Origin of the sequence: Streptococcus ferus DSM 20646 (genome assembly GCF_000372425.1) — a bacterium.
Taxonomy (GTDB): Bacteria; Bacillota; Bacilli; order Lactobacillales; family Streptococcaceae; genus Streptococcus; species Streptococcus ferus.
Genome location: NZ_AQVD01000001.1, coordinates 337,232 through 354,575, shown reverse-complemented (window position 1 = coordinate 354,575; position 17,344 = coordinate 337,232). Strand labels below are relative to the sequence as shown.

At 45.4% G+C, this 17,344-nt stretch carries 18 protein-coding genes; 2 read left to right on the top strand and 16 right to left on the bottom strand.

Annotated features, from left to right (window positions below; translation table 11 throughout):
• Positions 1-41 precede the first annotated feature (41 nt).
• The gene (gene parE, locus A3GY_RS0101795) at positions 42-1,991 is read right to left on the bottom strand and encodes a DNA topoisomerase IV subunit B (protein ID WP_018029687.1); all 1,950 of its coding nucleotides are present in this window, start codon (positions 1,989-1,991) and stop codon (positions 42-44) included.
• 113 nt (positions 1,992-2,104) lie between these two features.
• On the opposite strand from parE, the gene plsY reads away from it, so the two are divergent.
• Entirely contained in the window at positions 2,105-2,743 is a 639-nt protein-coding gene (plsY, locus tag A3GY_RS0101790) for a glycerol-3-phosphate 1-O-acyltransferase PlsY (RefSeq protein WP_026161875.1), read from the top strand.
• Between the two features lie 6 nt (positions 2,744-2,749).
• Here the strand turns inward: plsY and A3GY_RS0101785 are convergent, their stop codons facing one another.
• The 14 genes from A3GY_RS0101785 to A3GY_RS0101720 form a co-directional block, all read right to left on the bottom strand.
• The gene (locus A3GY_RS0101785; RefSeq protein ID WP_018029685.1) at positions 2,750-3,202 is read right to left on the bottom strand and encodes a threonine/serine exporter family protein; all 453 of its coding nucleotides are present in this window, start codon (positions 3,200-3,202) and stop codon (positions 2,750-2,752) included.
• Positions 3,203-3,212: 10 nt separating this feature from the next.
• Entirely contained in the window at positions 3,213-3,968 is a 756-nt protein-coding gene (locus A3GY_RS0101780) for a threonine/serine exporter family protein (RefSeq protein WP_018029684.1), read from the bottom strand.
• Positions 3,969-4,091: 123 nt separating this feature from the next.
• Positions 4,092-6,293, bottom strand: coding sequence for a cell surface ecto-5'-nucleotidase Nt5e (gene nt5e, locus A3GY_RS0101775; RefSeq protein WP_018029683.1), 2,202 nt, complete (start codon positions 6,291-6,293; stop codon positions 4,092-4,094).
• A 101-nt stretch (positions 6,294-6,394) separates the two neighbouring features.
• The gene (locus tag A3GY_RS0101770) at positions 6,395-7,663 is read right to left on the bottom strand and encodes a dihydroorotase (RefSeq protein WP_018029682.1); all 1,269 of its coding nucleotides are present in this window, start codon (positions 7,661-7,663) and stop codon (positions 6,395-6,397) included.
• A 10-nt stretch (positions 7,664-7,673) separates the two neighbouring features.
• On the bottom strand, positions 7,674-8,327 hold the full coding sequence (locus tag A3GY_RS0101765; RefSeq protein WP_018029681.1) for a uracil-DNA glycosylase: 654 nt from the start codon (positions 8,325-8,327) through the stop codon (positions 7,674-7,676).
• A 98-nt stretch (positions 8,328-8,425) separates the two neighbouring features.
• The gene (locus A3GY_RS0101760; RefSeq protein ID WP_018029680.1) at positions 8,426-9,103 is read right to left on the bottom strand and encodes an amino acid ABC transporter permease; all 678 of its coding nucleotides are present in this window, start codon (positions 9,101-9,103) and stop codon (positions 8,426-8,428) included.
• A gap of 58 nt (positions 9,104-9,161) precedes the next feature.
• On the bottom strand, positions 9,162-10,028 hold the full coding sequence (locus A3GY_RS0101755; protein WP_018029679.1) for a transporter substrate-binding domain-containing protein: 867 nt from the start codon (positions 10,026-10,028) through the stop codon (positions 9,162-9,164).
• A 107-nt stretch (positions 10,029-10,135) separates the two neighbouring features.
• Positions 10,136-11,581, bottom strand: coding sequence for an amidase (locus A3GY_RS0101750; RefSeq protein ID WP_018029678.1), 1,446 nt, complete (start codon positions 11,579-11,581; stop codon positions 10,136-10,138).
• 32 nt (positions 11,582-11,613) lie between these two features.
• Positions 11,614-11,961 carry an MmcQ/YjbR family DNA-binding protein gene (locus tag A3GY_RS0101745; protein ID WP_018029677.1) on the bottom strand — a complete coding sequence of 116 codons (348 nt, stop codon included), beginning with the start codon at positions 11,959-11,961 and terminating at the stop codon, positions 11,614-11,616.
• 69 nt (positions 11,962-12,030) lie between these two features.
• A complete protein-coding gene (gene pyrE / locus A3GY_RS0101740; protein ID WP_018029676.1) occupies positions 12,031-12,660 on the bottom strand; it encodes an orotate phosphoribosyltransferase in 630 nt (209 codons plus the stop codon).
• Positions 12,661-12,670: 10 nt separating this feature from the next.
• The gene (locus A3GY_RS0101735) at positions 12,671-12,997 is read right to left on the bottom strand and encodes an inorganic diphosphatase (protein WP_018029675.1); all 327 of its coding nucleotides are present in this window, start codon (positions 12,995-12,997) and stop codon (positions 12,671-12,673) included.
• A complete protein-coding gene (pyrF, locus tag A3GY_RS0101730; RefSeq protein ID WP_018029674.1) occupies positions 12,997-13,689 on the bottom strand; it encodes an orotidine-5'-phosphate decarboxylase in 693 nt (230 codons plus the stop codon). The genes A3GY_RS0101735 and pyrF overlap by 1 nt, the downstream gene beginning before the upstream one ends.
• On the bottom strand, positions 13,682-14,614 hold the full coding sequence (locus A3GY_RS0101725; RefSeq protein WP_018029673.1) for a dihydroorotate dehydrogenase: 933 nt from the start codon (positions 14,612-14,614) through the stop codon (positions 13,682-13,684). The genes pyrF and A3GY_RS0101725 overlap by 8 nt, the downstream gene beginning before the upstream one ends.
• Positions 14,615-14,621: 7 nt before the next feature.
• A complete protein-coding gene (locus A3GY_RS0101720) occupies positions 14,622-15,395 on the bottom strand; it encodes a dihydroorotate dehydrogenase electron transfer subunit (protein ID WP_018029672.1) in 774 nt (257 codons plus the stop codon).
• A 235-nt stretch (positions 15,396-15,630) separates the two neighbouring features.
• Here A3GY_RS0101720 and A3GY_RS0101715 point away from each other — a divergent pair, with 235 nt between their 5' ends.
• On the top strand, positions 15,631-16,539 hold the full coding sequence (locus A3GY_RS0101715; RefSeq protein WP_018029671.1) for a LysR family transcriptional regulator: 909 nt from the start codon (positions 15,631-15,633) through the stop codon (positions 16,537-16,539).
• A gap of 45 nt (positions 16,540-16,584) precedes the next feature.
• On the opposite strand, the gene A3GY_RS0101710 is transcribed toward A3GY_RS0101715, so the two are convergent.
• Positions 16,585-17,343, bottom strand: coding sequence for a hypothetical protein (locus A3GY_RS0101710; RefSeq protein ID WP_018029670.1), 759 nt, complete (start codon positions 17,341-17,343; stop codon positions 16,585-16,587).
• Position 17,344 lies beyond the last annotated feature (1 nt).

Genomic DNA, 17,344 nt, shown 5'->3' with positions numbered 1-17,344 from the left:
GCTAATTTTCAGAGTTACTGCGTTCAGTTCAAGTGAACATCTTATTTTGAGAATGCTGTCGCTTCCTCCAAGGTAAACTTAACATTGTCCTCGATCCATTGGCGGCGGGGAGCAGGTTTGTCCCCCATGAGGACGGAGACTCGGCGTTCGGCACGGGCCAGATCGTCAATGGTCACTTTGATTAGGGTACGGCTCTCTGGATTCATGGTCGTTTCCCAGAGTTGGTCGGCGTTCATTTCCCCAAGTCCTTTGTAACGCTGAAGGATCGAACCGCGGCCGAAGGTCTTGCGGAGGTCTTCTAATTCACCATCACTCCATGCATAGGCCACCATTTCATTTTTTCCTTTTCCTTTAGACATCTTATAAAGCGGCGGCAGGGCAATGTAAACATGGCCTGCTTCAACCAGCGGACGCATATAACGGTAAAAGAAGGTGAGAAGCAAGGTCTGAATATGGGCACCGTCGGTATCGGCATCGGTCATGATGATGATTTTATCATAGTTGATATCGTCTAGACTAAAGTCTGCCCCGACACCCGCACCAATGGTGTAAATCATGGTGTTGATTTCTTCGTTTTTAAGAATGTCAGCCATTTTAGCTTTTTCAGTATTCAGAACCTTACCGCGCAGAGGTAAAATGGCCTGAAATTTCCGGTCACGGCCCTGTTTGGCTGAACCGCCGGCGGAATCCCCTTCGACCAGATAGAGTTCATTTTTCTTGGCGTTTTTTGACTGGGCTGGTGTTAACTTACCAGATAAGAGCCCCTTGTCTTTCTTATTTTTCTTTCCGTTGCGGGACTCGTCACGCGCTTTACGGGCTGCTTCCCGAGCATCTCTGGCTTTGATGGCCTTGCGAATGAGGTTGGAAGCCAGTTCGCCATTTTCCATTAAGAAATAGGTCAGCTTATCAGAAACCATACCGTCTACAATCGGGCGTGCCAGAGGACTGCCCAGCTTATCCTTGGTCTGCCCCTCAAATTGGAGATGTTCTTCGGGGACTAGAATGGATAGAACGGCTGATAGCCCCTCTCGATAGTCTGACCCTTCCAGATTCTTGTCTTTTTCCTTAAGGAGACCTGTCTTTCTGGCATAGTCATTCATAGCCTTGGTAATGGCAGACTTAAGGCCTGTCTCATGGGTTCCCCCGTCTTTAGTGCGGACGTTATTGACAAAGGAGAGGATATTGTCCGAAAAACCATCATTGTACTGAAGCGCAACTTCGACTTGGAAGTCGTCTTCCTGACCTTCAAAATAGATAATAGGGGTCAGCGTTTCCTTGTCCTCATTGAGGTAGGCCACGAAATCCTGAACCCCATTTTCATAGTGGAATTCTGCCCGTTCGTCGGAACGCAAATCGGTCAGGGTCAAGGTCACATTTTTCAGAAGAAAAGCGGATTCGTTGAGACGCTCAGCAATGGTATTGTATTTGAAATCTGTCGTTGAAAAAATGCTGTCGTCTGGCATAAAAGATACTTTGGTGCCTGATTTCGATTTTGGAGCGCTGCCAACCTTTTTCAGAGTGGTGACGGGTTTGCCTCCATCTTCAAAGCGCTGCCGGTAGACGGCGCCGTCTCGAGTGATTTCAACTTCCAACCAGCTGGCCAGAGCATTAACAACAGAAGAACCAACTCCGTGGAGACCGCCGGACGTTTTGTAGCCTCCCTGACCGAATTTTCCGCCGGCATGGAGGACAGTAAAGATAACCTCAACGGTAGGAATCCCCATTGCGTGTTTGCCGACAGGCATTCCGCGTCCGCTGTCTGCTACGGAAATAGAGCCGTCTTTATTGATTGTCACATCAATGCGATCCCCAAAACCTGAGAGGGCTTCATCAACGGCATTATCTACGATTTCCCAAACCAGATGATGAAGACCGGTCGCATCTGTTGAACCGATATACATCCCTGGACGCTTACGGACAGCATCTAAGCCTTCTAATACCTGAATGGCATCATCATTATAATTGTTAATGGTAATTTCTTTCTTAGCCAAGTGTGACCTCCGATACTTTCATCCTAACTATCTTACAAGTTTTTTGAGATTTTTGCAAAAGATATTTTGTGAGATAGAGCTTTTCTCTCAGGCTTTTATGGTATAATATGGCTATGAAAATTTTAGCCTCTATTTTAATTGCCTATTTACTGGGTTCAATCCCGACCGGACTCTGGATTGGCAAGTATTTTTACCATAAAAATCTAAGAGACTACGGGAGCGGAAATACGGGAACGACCAATACTTTTCGAATTCTGGGGCCAAAGGCGGGAATTCTTACCCTAGTCATTGATATTTTGAAAGGAACTTTGGCAACTCTTATTCCTATCTGGCTGGGGATTACAGACATTTCTCCGCTTTTCTTTGGTGTTTTTGCTGTCTTGGGACATACTTTCCCCGTCTTTGCTCAGTTTAAGGGAGGCAAGGCGGTAGCGACCAGTGCTGGTGTCATGCTGGGATTTGCCCCACTTTATTTAATCTTTCTCTTGATTGTTTTTGGCGTCACCCTGTTTTTGACCAGTATGATTTCCATGTCAAGTGTTATCGCTGCGCTAGTGGCAGTTTTGACCATGCTAATCTTTCCCTCGTTTCACTTTCTGCTTCCTGACTATGACTTGCTCTTTTCTCTTCTTGTGTTAGTGCTGGCAGGCATCATCATTGTCCGCCACAGGGACAATCTGACCCGCATTAAAAACAAGACCGAAAATTTAGTGCCTTTCGGTCTGAATCTAACGAAACAAAAACCAAAATAAACCGTCCTAAGAGACGGTTTTTTTCTTTTCCTTCAACGACTTGCGAAGTTTATTTATCAACGTTTCTGCAAGCAGAAAGCCCAAAGCTAGGGAAACGGTAACCGTCAATGCCTCTACTAAATATCCCTGAGCAGCTCGGCTATCACCCAGCGCAAAACTCTTCATGGTTTTATAAATAATGGCTCCTGGGACGAGAGAGACTAGGCAAGGGACATACATGATGTTTACCGGTGTCTTGAGCTTAACAGCTGACACATTGGCCAAAAAACCAATTAAAAGTGCAGCGCCCAGATTAGGAAGCACAAGATTGGACGTCACCTTTTCAAGCAAGAGATAGGCCGTCCAAGCTACGCCTCCTGTAAGTGCTGACGCTAAAAGCGTCCGCCTGGGAACATTGGTAATGATACCAAAGCCCCAAGTGGCTAAAAAACTAAATACAAAACCGACAATCAATTCCATCCTAAATTCCTCACAATGTCAAGAGCTGAGCCAGAAAATGCCCGATAATGACCCCTCCACCGATGGCACCTGCCGTCACAACTGCGTCTACTGCTCTAACCAAACCAGAAATAGTATCCCTACCAATAATCTCTCGGAAAGAGTTGGTCATCGCTACTCCAGGAACCAAGGGCATGAGGGCTGAGACAGCGATGTGGTCAGCATTCTGCCCCAAATGCAAAGCAAACAGCAGGCCAGCGAGAAAACCCACCGTCAAGCCACCCAAGGCAGGGGCTGCATAGGCACCCTGTACTTTATAAAAGGCCCACTGGGCTATCAGATAGCCGCAAATTCCCACTAAAAAGGCCCAGGCCAAATCCGACCAAGAAGCCTTAAAGAGCATCATGGGAGCTACCGACACGAGTCCAGCAGATAGTATCTTTTCAGGCCATTTAAAATCAATAACCTTCTGATCAATGCGATTGACTTCTCCTTGCAATTCAGCAAAGGAAAGTCTGCCTTCTGTGAACTGGCGCGACAAATGGTTGATTTCATCCAATTTTTGGAGATTAAACTGATTTCCTCTAATTTTGACAATATGAACCCTGTTATTTAGGTCTTCTGAAATCAAGATAGCTGTCATGGTCGCATGGCACGTTACAGTGAAACCCGCAGCTTTTCCAATATATTCTACCGTCGTCTCTACGCGCGAAGTCTCTGCTCCGCTGGTCAATAAAACACGCCCTACCTGACCGCAGAGTGTTAAGAGTTCTTTTTCTGTTATCACTGCACCTATCCTTTTTTCTGCTCAAACTATTGCCATCCGCTCTTTTTATTTTATAGAAAGTCGGCTCTTTTTTCAAGAAAAGCAAAAAAAGAGGTGTTATCACCTCTTTTGACATTGTCTACCTTATTTGCCATAAGACTGTCGGCGTGCTCCATAGAGGCCAAAACCAATGAGTGAAACCCCCAGCAAAAGTGCCAGCATAGATTCTTTGCTGTTGGTCAAGGGGAGCTGTCTCAGTTGCTGCGAATTAGACATCTGATAGCGGACAGGAATAGAAACTGGTTTGGAGAGTGGATAGACTGATGTAGACTGGGCATAAGCTGATGAAGCCGCCCTAGGCAGAGAGACATTGCCAGCTCTGTCATCGTCAAGTCTTTGATCGGGGTGAGAAGCACCATCTGATGGATCAGTACCTGCCTGGATCTCTTGATAGTCTGCGAAGCCATCACCGTCGGAATCTAGACTGCTGCTGATTGAAACAAGACGTGAATTAGGGTTAATGACAGCATACTGCAACAAATCAGCCTGAGCTAAATAAGCCGCAAAGACCGTATCAAGAGATGGTCCTTCTTCTCGGCTGCCGCCCAGCATGGTGTAACCATCTCCGCCGGCAGCTAGGAAATCGTTCGTTGCCAAATAATAGGTTCTGCTTAAATCAAGTGGCTGGTAACTTTGACTGGCTCTGTTCCAGATGTCAATTGCTAAAATACGAGCATCCGATGCTAAATTGGTATCGTAAAAAACGCGAGCTCCAGAAACATGGAGAAAGCCGCCACTGGCTTCAAGCAGGGGCTGCCCATTCTCATCTAAGATAGCCGCTCCTGTTGTTTTATCAACTTGGGTAATCGCACTCAATGATTTTTGGAACATGTCTTTGATGTCTTGGCCGCTTACCTGAATTTGAGCAATGCTATTACCAAATGGCAGAACGGCAATAATGTCGCCCTTGGTAACGGCTTTGTCTTTAGCAATGGTCGCTCTAAGACCGCCACCATTAGTAACCGCCAAATCTGTTGGATGGGCAAAGCCGGTTTGCCCGTAAGCCAAAAGCGCATCAGCAACAGCATTTCCGAGGTTGGTTTCACGAACGCGAACATTGGAGCGATCCCCATTAAGTTCGACAGGGCTATTATCAATGACGACGGTTGCATTTTCGGCATCATACCTTGCCTTAATCTGAGCCACCATGGCTGCAATCGTTGGATCTGCCTCCACAGTCTTGGCTTCAGAAGCAGGAATAATGCTGGCCAACACTTGAGCAGAATTTAGTGTGATTTTCCCAATATTATTGAGGTAAGAACCGGTCTGATTGTAGGTGACATTATCCCCGTAAGTAGCCGTTTGAACCGTATGAGAGTGTCCATCAATCACAATGACTTTTTTACCCGCCAACTGGCTGTTTTCAGACAAGGCCTGAGCCAGAGTGCTTCCCTGCCATTCTACAGGTGTCGTCGGGTCAACTCCCAGATGGGCCAGAATAATATAGTTTTGATAGGTCTTGCCTTCTGCTGCAGCGCGTGCCTCAATTTCAGCAATAACCTGATTGACTTCTGTAATAGGATCCGTAAAGTTGACACCTATAATATTGTCTGGATGGGTTTTGGTTGCTGTTTCAGGCGTTGTTACCCCAATCACCACAAACTCATCGCCCACCTTGGTCGTATCCTTATCAATAATTGTTGATGCTTGGAAAAGACGGCTGCCATTCACATATGTGTTCGAACTCAGGAGAGGAAATGTCAGAAGTTCTTTGTATTTCTTAATCTGATCCAAACCAAAATCGAACTCGTGATTTCCAACGGCCATGGCGTCATAGCCAATCAGATTCATGATAGCTGCCATATCCTCACCCTGGCTGCTGTTGGAAATAGGCATCCCTTGAAAGGCATCCCCAGCATCTAGCAAGATGGTTTCACCCTTCGCACGCTCTTGATTAACAATCGTTGCTAATTTCGCATCGCCGATGACTCCCGAGCTTTCCTCTATTCTGCCATGGACATCATTGGTATGCAAAATGGTAATGGTGTCCGATGAAGTAACAGCCGTATCTACTGAGGCTGCAGATGTCTGGTTGGACGGGACAGAAGCAGCCCCTGTTTGAGCTGTCTCAGAAGCTACTGGCACTGCTTGACTGGCTTCAGAAGAAACAGCCGACTGAGTTGTTGCTTGGCTGACTGTCTCAGCTGTCGTTGTCAGATTACTGACACTTGTTTCTGCAACGGTCGAAACCGTCGTTTCCTCAGCATAGACCTGATTGGTCAGAACTGCCGTTGATAATAGTAAACCTGACAGCGCCGGTATCAAAAAACATTTCTTTTGGGACATATCTCCTTCAATCCTCCTAATAATGTTGTTAACCTTATTATAACCTAGATAATGATTTGTTAATATAAATTTTCTGTAAAAATATGGTTGCCGCTCTCAGCTCAGGCTTGATAAACAATCTTCCCTTTGCAGATGGTATATTTGACTTGTCCTTTTAAGTGATCCCCGACGAATGGAGAATTGGCCGCTTTGGAGGCGAAATCGCTGGACACCATGCGGTCTTCTTGATCATCAAAAACAACCAGATCAGCAGGGCCTTTTTCAGCCAAATAACCGGCTGGCAATTGGTAGAGCTTAGCAGGATTATAGGTCATTTTTTCCAATAAAGCCATCAAGCTGAGATGCCCTTCTTCTACCAAATAGGTTAGCCCCAACGAAAGAGACGTTTCCAGTCCGGTCATCCCAGATGGTGCCTGCGTGATGTCCGCAACATTTTTTTCATCAGCGTGGTGTGGGGCATGATCCGTCGCAATAACTGAAATCACACCTGATTTAAGTCCTTCAATAACGCCCAATCGGTCTGATTCGTAGCGTAAAGGGGGATTCATCTTAGCATTGGCTCCTTTTTCCAAAAGAAGCTGCTCTGTCCTGGAAAAATGCTGGGGGGCTACTTCTGCCGTCACCTTGGCACCTAATTGCTGAGCAAATTCAACTACTTTGACACTTTCTGCCTTTGACAGATGCTGGATATGCACATGAGCCCGACGATCATAAGCAATCATAAGATCCCTTGCAATCATGCTGTATTCAGCCACTCCCGTTGCTCCGCAAATCTTAAAAGCCTTTTCAGCAATACCTTCATTAAAACCCAGTATGCCGTTTAATTCGGGATCTTCTTCATGTAGGCTTAGGAAGGTTTGATTGTCTCTGGCCAAATCAAGCGCCTCTTTTAAAACCTTGGAACTTTGCAAAGGGATGCCATCATCTGAAAAGGCAACTGCACCAGCGGCCAATAAGGCACTAAAATCTGTCAGATTCTGACCATCAAATCCTTTGGTGATGGTCGCCACCGAATAAATATGAATCGCTTCTTTCGCAGCACTGTCCAGCACTTCTTTCAAGGTCTCAACATCAGATACGGTTGGATTGGTATTGGCCATCATGACCACGCTAGTGACGCCTCCCGCAGCTGCTGCCAAAGCACCTGTATGGATATCCTCCTTATGGGTCTGACCAGGCTCTCTAAAATGCACATGAACATCCACCAAGCCAGGTGCAACCACCAAACCAGAGGCATCAATAATCTGATCAGCTGATTCAGACAGATTTTTGCCGATTTTGATGATTTTATCCTGATCCATCAGGATATCAGCTACTTGGTCAAATTGTGTTTTAGGATCGATGACACGGCCGTTTTTGATAAGTAACATAAACTCTCCTTTATCTTAACCAATCAACAGGTTCTAAGCCCTGCTCTGCTAAAAAGTGATTCGTTTTGGAAAATGGTTTGCTGCCAAAGAAGCCGCGATAGGCTGAAAGCGGACTAGGATGGGCCGATTCAATAACATGGTGAATCGGATTGGTAATCAAACTTTTTTTCTTTCGAGCAAACCCACCCCAGAGAATAAAGACAACAGGGGTGGTCTTTTGGTTAACCACCTTGATAATGGCATCCGTAAAGGGCTCCCAAATACCGCCTGCATGGGCATTGGCTTGGTGCTCTGGAACAGTCAGACTGGCATTGAGAAGCAATACTCCTTGTTCTGCCCAGGAGGTTAAATCGTGGCTTCTTTTATCACCGATATCCTCAGATAGTTCTTTTAAGATATTCTGCAAAGATGGAGGCGCCGGCACTTCCGCAGGTACCGAAAAAGATAAACCTTGCGCTTGATTGGGACCATGATAGGGATCCTGTCCGATAATCACGACCTTAACGTCCTCCAGAGGGGTCGTCTGAATAGCATTAAAGACCTTTTCTCTGGGAGGATAGATGACTCCTTTGTCATAAACCTCATTCATGAACTGATTAATCTGGGCAAAGTAGCCTTGAGGCAACTCTTTTTTGATTAAGTCATGCCAAGCCGAATGTTCCATCATCCACTCCTTATCTTTTACTCTATTCCTCTTTATTTTACCATAGAAAAATAAGAAAGCCATCTTAAGCAGCTAGTTCAAGATGGCTTGTTCGTTTTTTAATGTGAGGAATAGGTCAATCTTTCTTCAAGACGTGCCTGTAAAATGGCATATAAGGTACAAATCACCCAATACATCAAAGCAACCAGAATATAGACCGTCATATAGTCCGACTTAGCTCCGCCTACAATTTTAGCCTTGTTAAACATTTCGGGAACAGTAATCATAGCTGTCAGAGCGGTACTTTTTACCATATCCAGCAAAACATTGCTTAAAGGGGGTACAGCAATCCGAACCGCTTGGGGAATAATAATTTTACGGTAAATAAGGCTGGTTCTGAGCCCCAGAGATCGTGCCGCTTCCCACTGCCCCTTGTCTACTGCCTGTAAGGAAGAACGGATAATTTCAGAAATATAGGCACTTGACATAAAAGTGAAAGCAATAATGGTCGCTACAATAGCATCAAGTTGAATCCCCATAAAAGGCAGACCAAAATAGATGAAAAACAGCAAGACCATGAGCGGAATACCGCGCATCAGAGAAACATGAATCATGGCCAACCAGCGTAAGATTGTCAGCCTGGACATCCGGCAAAGGGCCACAAAGAAACCAAAGAAAGTCCCCAGCACAAATCCGATTAAGGAAAGGGCCAGTGTATATGGCAAGCCTTCAAGAATGATTGGAATTGCCTCTAAAGCTAGACCGGGGTTGAAAACAGCCTGCCAGTTGATTGTCATAAAACCTCCTCTTTATGAAAAGAGAGAGCGAGTCCCCTCGCCGCTCTTTTGTCAAGCTTTATTTGATATCTGAAACGTCAATTACTGGAAGATCTTCTGTGCCTGATTCAGGCTTGGTTAGATCTTGACCCCCATAATATTTTTCCGAAATCTTCTTCAGCGTACCATCTGCTTTCATTTCCTTAATGACCTTGTCCAGTTGTTTTTTCAGGCTCTTGTCTGACTTACTCATCACAATCCCCTGCTCTGTTGGATTATACTTGACATCTCCCATCTTGACCTTAATATCTGGATATTGTTTGGTGATGTATTTAACAGCAACTACCTGCGTATAGTAATCGTTCGGAATAAAGTCTGTACGACCTGTGGAGACGTCTCTCAGATAAACATCATTCGTCACATTATCGTAGATAACAGGCTCCGCTCCCTGCTTTTCGGCAATTTTCATGTACTGGGTGCCCGCACCGCCGCCAGCTTTTTTCCCTTTCCAGTCAGAAAGATCTTTGGCAGAAATATCTGACGAACCATCTGCACGCACAATCATACCGCCAACTGAATATTGATAAGGGATGGAGAAATTGTATTTCTTTAACCGTTCTTTGGTCGTATCAAAGTTATTGACCGAAACATCGACCTTACCACTGTCGACAGCAGTAAAGGCTTCTGCGACCCCGATTTCCTGATAGTCAATCTTGAGATCCAGACGTTTGCCAATTTCATTCATCATATCAATTTCATAGCCGACGAGCTTTTTGTTATCGTCGTAATAAGATGTCGGGTAGAGCGTTCCTGGTGTCGCAACCTTTAAGGTTCCAGCTTCTTTGATTTTTTCCCAATTTGTTTTGCTATTTTGGCTGTTTCCACAGGCTGCCAATGTCAGACCGGCTAAACCCAAAATCGCAAGTGTTCTCATTTTCTTTAACATGGATATCATCCTTTATCAACTTTTCTTTTGCAAACCTGAAAGGGTTTACTGAAAAATTTTATAACAGTCTGGCAAAACTTGCAAAGGTTTTACTTGTGATCTTCTTATCAAACAAAGCGCCCTGATTCTTCAAACAGCTGGCCGACAGCCAACAGTAAGTCTTCCCGACCTTTGGCCGCTGTAAAGTGGATTCCCAATGCTAAGCCCTGCGCTGTCCGGCCTGTCGGCAGACTGATGGCAGGCTGACCTGTTAAATTAGCCTGCTGAGTAAAAGGTGTCCAGTCCAGACTATCCGAAAACATCTCCCAAATCAACTCCTGCTGTTCCTGCATTGGAAACGCATCGATGTTTGCCAGTTTGTTTTTCAGATTTTCTGACAAGGCAAATTGACCGTGCTTTGGCGCTACTTCTGCTGTTGTCGGCGTCAGTAAGAGATCATAGGTCTGGTGAAAAACAGCCATATGATGACTGTAGGTATCCCAAGCTGATAAAACTTTTGAATAGAGCTTGGCAGGAATGGTCTGACCGCTCCTGAAAAGCGCCCAACTCATCAGTTCCATATCATCAAGCATCATTGGACGTCCTAGCATCTCCTCAAGATGATCAAACATGGCAGCCGTCTCGGTAGCATTCATTAAATAGTATGACTGCATGGCATCCACGCCATCAAGCGGCGGTCTGTCTAACAGGTGGATCTCGTACCCTTGCCCCTCTAAGAAACGAGCAGCTTCTAAGACACTTGTCTGAGCTTCTTCTGATACCCGACCTCCAACCGGAGAATTCAGCTGAACTGCTATTCTTAAGGATTTTGGCAGAGGGCTTTCGAGATTCTGTCTGGAGAGTTTCGGTAAAATAAAGGGGCTTTCCAGCTGGCAGGTCTGTAAGTGATAGAGTAAACGTCTGGTATCACGCATCGTTCGGGTCAGAGCAAATTTGATGGACGCTCCCTGCCAGCCCCTAAAGGACTCTGGACCAACAGGAATGCGGCCTCGTGTCGGCTTCAAACCCACTAATCCATTGAAAGCAGCTGGGATACGAATAGAGCCGCCTCCGTCACTGGCGGCAGCCAAAGGCAGCATACCAGAACTGACGGCTGCAGCTGCACCCCCGCTTGAACCGCCGGCATTGCGCGTCAGGTCATCCGGCAGATTGACCGCACCGTGAAGCTCAGCATCCGAAATATTTTTAAAGCCAAACTCTGGTGTATTCGTCCTCCCAAGGATAATAAAGCCTAAGTCTTCAAGCCTTTGGACGTAGTTATCCGTCTGCCCGGAACGATACGAAGTTAACAGACGGGAACCTCCCGTTGAAGGCTCTCCCGCCTGATTCTGACCCAAATCCTTAAGCAATAACGGAACGCCTGCAAAAGGTTTTCCTGAAAAATCTCGTTCTTTCGCCTCTTGCAAGGCTTTTTCATAACGCTTGCTGGTTAAAGCATTCAAAGACGGGTCTAGGTTTTCAATCTTAGCAATCGTCTCTTGCACAAGCTCCTCTGCTGACATCTCACGATTTCGGACAGCCTCACTCATAGCTGTCGCATCTGAAAATAACATCTGTACTCCTTTCTTGAGTTCCTATACCTTAGCTAGTGGTCCTGTGTCAATCGACTGCTCTCCAGCACCATACTTTTCAACTCATTCTCTGTCAATTCTGTCTCATTAACAACCAACACTGTTAGCCAGTGTTTCTTGTTCATGTGGTAGGCTGGAATCACTCCCTTAGTGTCCAGCATAATCGCCACCTGTTCTGATTTAAGTTTGAGATTGAGGAGGAGTTTCCCATCTTTTTCGGTGACCAAAGCCAGCATTTTTTGATTGTGCCTATGCCGGATAACAGGTGTGTACCTGCTTTTCTCACGAGTAAAGGGATAAGCTTCCTCCGCTCCTGTCACCCCAAGCAGCCAATCTAAGAGCTGACGCTTTGTAAATGTCATCTAATTAATATCTCCTTAGTTAATAGAAAAAGAGAGGTTAAGGTCCCTTCCTTAGCCTCTTTATCTTTTTCATTCCTGCCATGTTTCTTGGTTTGCTTTGAATTTTTTGAGGAGGGTCAAGCCGTCGGCATCAATATAGCCTTGAACTTTAGCTACCTTGATCAGTTCGGAATAATTGGACAATGTTACCAGTTTAACGCCCGCTTTATCAAAATTTTCAGTTGCTTTAGGCAATTCATAAGTAAAGATTGCCGCAACGCCGAGAACCTGAGCGCCTTCTTTTTCGGCTGCCGCAACAGCTTCGAGAACAGAACCACCAGTTGAAATAAGGTCCTCAATCACAACCATTTTTTGCCCCTTAATCACACGGCCTTCAATCTGATTGCCAGCACCATGATCCTTTGGTTTGCTGCGGATATAAGCAAATGGCAGGTTCATCTTATCTGCAATAATCGCCCCATGAGGGATCCCAGCTGTCGCTGTCCCTGCAATCACTTCGACTTCAGGAAAGACTTCCTTGATGGTGTCCACAAAACCATTTTCAATCAGAGTACGTGTTTCTGGATAGGAAAGGGTAATACGATTATCCGTATAAATAGGGGACTTGATTCCAGATGCCCAGGTGAAGGGGTCGGATGGTTTCAGGTAAACAGCCTTAATATCTAGTAAATCAGATGCAATTTGTGTGGCTAAAGTCATATTCTCTCCTTTATAATAGCTCAATCTTGGAATCAAAGTATGATTCTAAAAAGTCAGTTTGTTCTTTAATCGTCTCTCGGTCAAGTTTTTCACCAGCAACGGTTAAAACCCATTTGTCTTCAACATCATCTGCTCGATGAATAATGGCAGCTAATTCTCCCTTGAAATAATCAAGCGGTTGGTTGACGTGTTTGGAGATAATGTAGACATCTTGAGGTTCGCCATCTCCGGCTATGATGTCTGGGATAAATCCATAATTGACGGGATAGACATTTCCAAAGTCATCCACATAACCAATCGGCCGGTCAATTTCAGCGCGATATAGTTTGCCTGTCATTAGCGGTTCCATTCTTCATAGATCGCCCGATAGGCGTCAAGTGGGTTGGCTGCCTGTGTAATAGGCCGTCCAACCACAATATAATCACTGCCCGCTGCCTTGGCCTGCGAAGGGGTCATAACGCGTTTTTGGTCGCCGACAGCAGCGCCCTTTGGACGAATCCCCGGTGTCAGGCAGGCAAAGCTATCGGCAGTGGCTGATTTAATCAGCTCTGCCTCCTGGGCAGAACAAACGACGCCATCCAAGCCTGCCTCCTGAGCTTTCCGGGCATAATGAACAACTGACGCCGTCAGGCTGCCTTGGATATTTTGGTCCGTATGCATTTGTTCTTCAGAGGTTGATGTTAACTGCGTCACCGCAATCAGTTGAGGGCCTTGTCCCAAACCTTCACGCGCCGCCCGCATCATTTCGACGCCGCCGGCTGCGTGAACATTGGTCATATCAACGCCTAGTTTCGCCAGAACCTTCATGGCTGATTTGACTGTATTGGGAATATCATGTAATTTCAAATCAAGAAAGACAGAATGCCCGAGACTCTTCACATAGCGGACAATCTCCGGCCCTTCCGCATAATAAAGCTCCATACCAATTTTAACATAGAGTTGTTCGCCCTTTGGGAAACGAGCAAGAAAGGTTTTCAGTTCCTCAAAAGACGGAAAATCTAAGGCAATAATCGGACGTTTTTCAGACATTTTGGTTTTCCTTTCTGAATTGTTCAAGTGTTTCAATACCGTAAGTAGTCATAACTTTAGGGAGATCCGCGATGATTTTTGGGCAGGCAAAGGGATCTGTGAAATTGGCCGTCCCAACAGCAACAGCCGAAGCACCTGCCAGCATCATCTCGAGTGCGGCCTGTGCTGAATCAACACCCCCCATCCCAATAATAGGCAGCTTGGTCATCTGGGCTACTTGGTGGATGAGCTTAAGAGCAACCGGAAAAATAGCGGGTCCGCTCATGCCGCCAGTACCGTTGGCAATAATCGGACGACGTGTTTTCAGGTCAAAGCGCATCCCTACCAAGGTATTAATCATGGTAATCCCCGCTGCCCCAGCGTCTTCAACAGCCTTAACGATACTGGTAATGTCCGTCACACTTGGCGTTAGTTTGACATAGACCGGTACATCTGAGTGACTGACACTTGCTTTCACCGCTGCATAAGCAAGCTCTGGCACCTGGCCAATCAAGAGCCCCTCCTTGCCGTGATCAACATTGGGGCATGAAATATTGAGCTCAATAGCTTTGACATTAGCAGCACATGATACCTCATGTGAGACTTCTGCGTATTCATCATTTGAAAAACCGGCAACATTAGCTATAATAGGCAAATCTGGAAAATGCTCCGCAAGCCAGGGAAGTTTCTCAGCAACAACAGCAGCCAAGCCCGGATTTTGTAAGCCAATGGCATTAAGCATGCCGGCAGGCGTTTCCGCAACACGCGGAGTTGGATTGCCAAAACGAGGACTCCGAGTAGTAGCCTTAATCATAATGGCCCCTAGTTCATTCAAGTCATAGTAGTTGGCATATTCCTGTCCAAATCCAAAGCAGCCAGAAGCTGGCATAATAGGATTTTTCAGATCTAAGCCAGGCAAAGTAACACCTAATCGATTCTCAGTCATAGGCACCTCATAATTCTAGGCTTCCAGCCGCAAAAACAGGGCCTTCTTCGCAAACTCGTTGGCTGCTGCTCTCATCAGCTCCCTTAGGGTGGACAACACAGGCATAGCAGGCTCCCATGCCACAGGCCATCCGTGCTTCCAAAGACAGAAAAGCCTTTGGATGCTGAGCAAACCGACGATCGATATACCTGAGCATCCCTGGAGCTCCGCAGGCATAGACAGCATCAGGCGCATCAGTCAACTGGTCGACTAGGACAGATACAGTCCCCGCCTGTCCGTAAGAACCGTCATCTGTCGTCACACTGACTTTGGCATAAGGGCGCATCTCTTCTTCTAAAATGACAGCATCCCTAGTCGCAAAGCCCATAATAACCTCCGTCTGGACATTTTTTTCCGCTAAGGCTTTAGCCAATTCAAGGAGGGGAGGAACACCAATTCCACCGCCAATGAGGAGAGCTCTCTGACCAGCCTTAAGTCCAGACAAGTCAAAACCATTTCCCTGAGGTCCCATACAGTCTAACTGACTGCCCGCCTCCAGCTGGGCTAAGACAGCTGTTCCCTTTCCTTCAATTCGATAAACAATCACAGCCTGTCCAAGTTCTTTATCAATTCGACAAATCGAAATCGGCCGGCGCAGCAGCATACTATTATCTGGAATACGGATATGAAGAAACTGACCAGCTTTCATTTCTTGAACCATCTGACCTGACAGTACCATTTCAAAAATGCTAGGAGCAAGCTGACGCTGACTGATAACAGTCATCTCTTCTTTTAGAATCATAAGTGCCTTTCTATGAAAAAAACCTCGCCAGCAGGCAAGGTTGCACAAAAAGTGGGCAAGACAAAAGGTCTTCCTTTTACACGTGATTCACCTTGACAGCCTCTCTGGACTACATTAAAGGTTTATTGATTTTACCCATTATAGCTTGATTATGACAAAATGTCAACTTTTCTTCTAAAAGTCCGTCGGATTCCTCCATTCGCTCTAGATAGAGGTTTTGTGGTACAATAGACCTATGAGAATTCAGCAATTACATTATATTATTAAAATCGTAGAAACCGGCAGTATGAATGAAGCTGCCAAACAACTCTTTATCACCCAGCCCAGCCTTTCCAATGCCGTTCGTGATTTGGAACGGGAAATGGGGATTGAGATTTTCATCCGAAACCCTAAGGGAATTACCTTGACCAAGGATGGTGTGGAATTTCTTTCCTATGCCCGTCAGGTTGTGGAACAGACTGCTCTATTGGAAGAACGTTACAAGAGTCAGAATGCTACCAGAGAACTATTTAGTGTTTCCGCCCAGCACTACGCCTTTGTTGTCAATGCGTTTGTCAGCCTTTTAAAAGAAACCGACATGACCCGCTACGAACTCTTCCTTCGGGAAACGAGAACTTGGGAAATCATTGATGATGTCAAAAACTTCCGCTCAGAAATTGGGGTTCTCTTTCTGAATTCTTATAACCGTGATGTCTTAACCAAGATGTTTGACGACAATCACCTGACCTACACCAGTCTTTTTAAAGCACATCCCCATATCTTTGTCAGCAAGTCCAACCCCCTGGCTCATAAAAAAAGTGTTGCGCTTAGCGACTTGGAAGATTTTCCCTATCTCAGCTATGATCAGGGGATTCATAATTCCTTCTATTTTTCTGAGGAAATCATGTCGCAGATCCATCATAAGAAATCCATCGTGGTTTCAGACCGTGCAACTCTCTTTAATCTGCTTATCGGTCTAGATGGCTACACTATCGCGACTGGGATTCTCAACAGCAACTTAAACGGAGACAATATCGTCTCTATTCCGCTTGATGTTGATGATGTGATTGATATTGTCTACCTCAAACACGAAAAAGCCAACCTCTCTAAGATGGGAGAAAAATTCATTGACTATCTTTTAGAAGAAGTTAAATTTGATAAGTGAGTCTGATTTCAAACCAAAAACTAAGGCAGAGGAAATTCCTCTGCCTTAGTTTGCTTTCAGTATAGCATTGACTTGATCAAAGTAGAAAGTATCCACATCGTAGACAACTCCTGTCATTCTGGCTAAGTTGATAATCTGCTCCAGAAATACTTGCGAGGAGAAGCCTGTCGTCCGATAAAGTTCTTCCTCATCAAAAGCTTTTATCAGGTGAGCCAAAGGGTTGCGCACATTTTTTTCAAACTGACGTAAACTCTGAACCGTCGCCTTAATCTCATCAGACAAGTCCGTCAGCAAAATGAACTCAACCAAACTCCGTGAGGTCAGACGACTATCTCTCTTCTGAGAAACAAATTGCTGCACAAAGCTATTCTCAGACTGATGCATCCGCTCAAATTTCCAAGTATCATACTGGTCATTCTTGGTATCGTGGATATAGTCAAGTAGGTCAGGTATTTGACTGATTAGAAGACGCATAAAAAGCCGATAGAGTATCGGACTGACACTTCTGACAAAGTCAATAATCGTGTCATTTCGAACCTTTGTTTCTAAATCCAGAATATAATTGGCCAGTAATTCTTCTTCGTAGGGGTTGCAGATTAAAACAATCCCATACTTTTCTTCCAATCTTTGGATTTTGGCTCTATTCGCAAATAAGAAATCAACATTGAGTTCACGACGTTCCTTCAGCAATTCTAGTAAAAAGAGCTTGTCCGGAGGAAAATCCGGCTGGGTCTTGGCAATCGTGAAACTGTGGTGATAGGCATAGACATCCAAAAGGATGTCTATTGTTGTTTGATCTGTCATC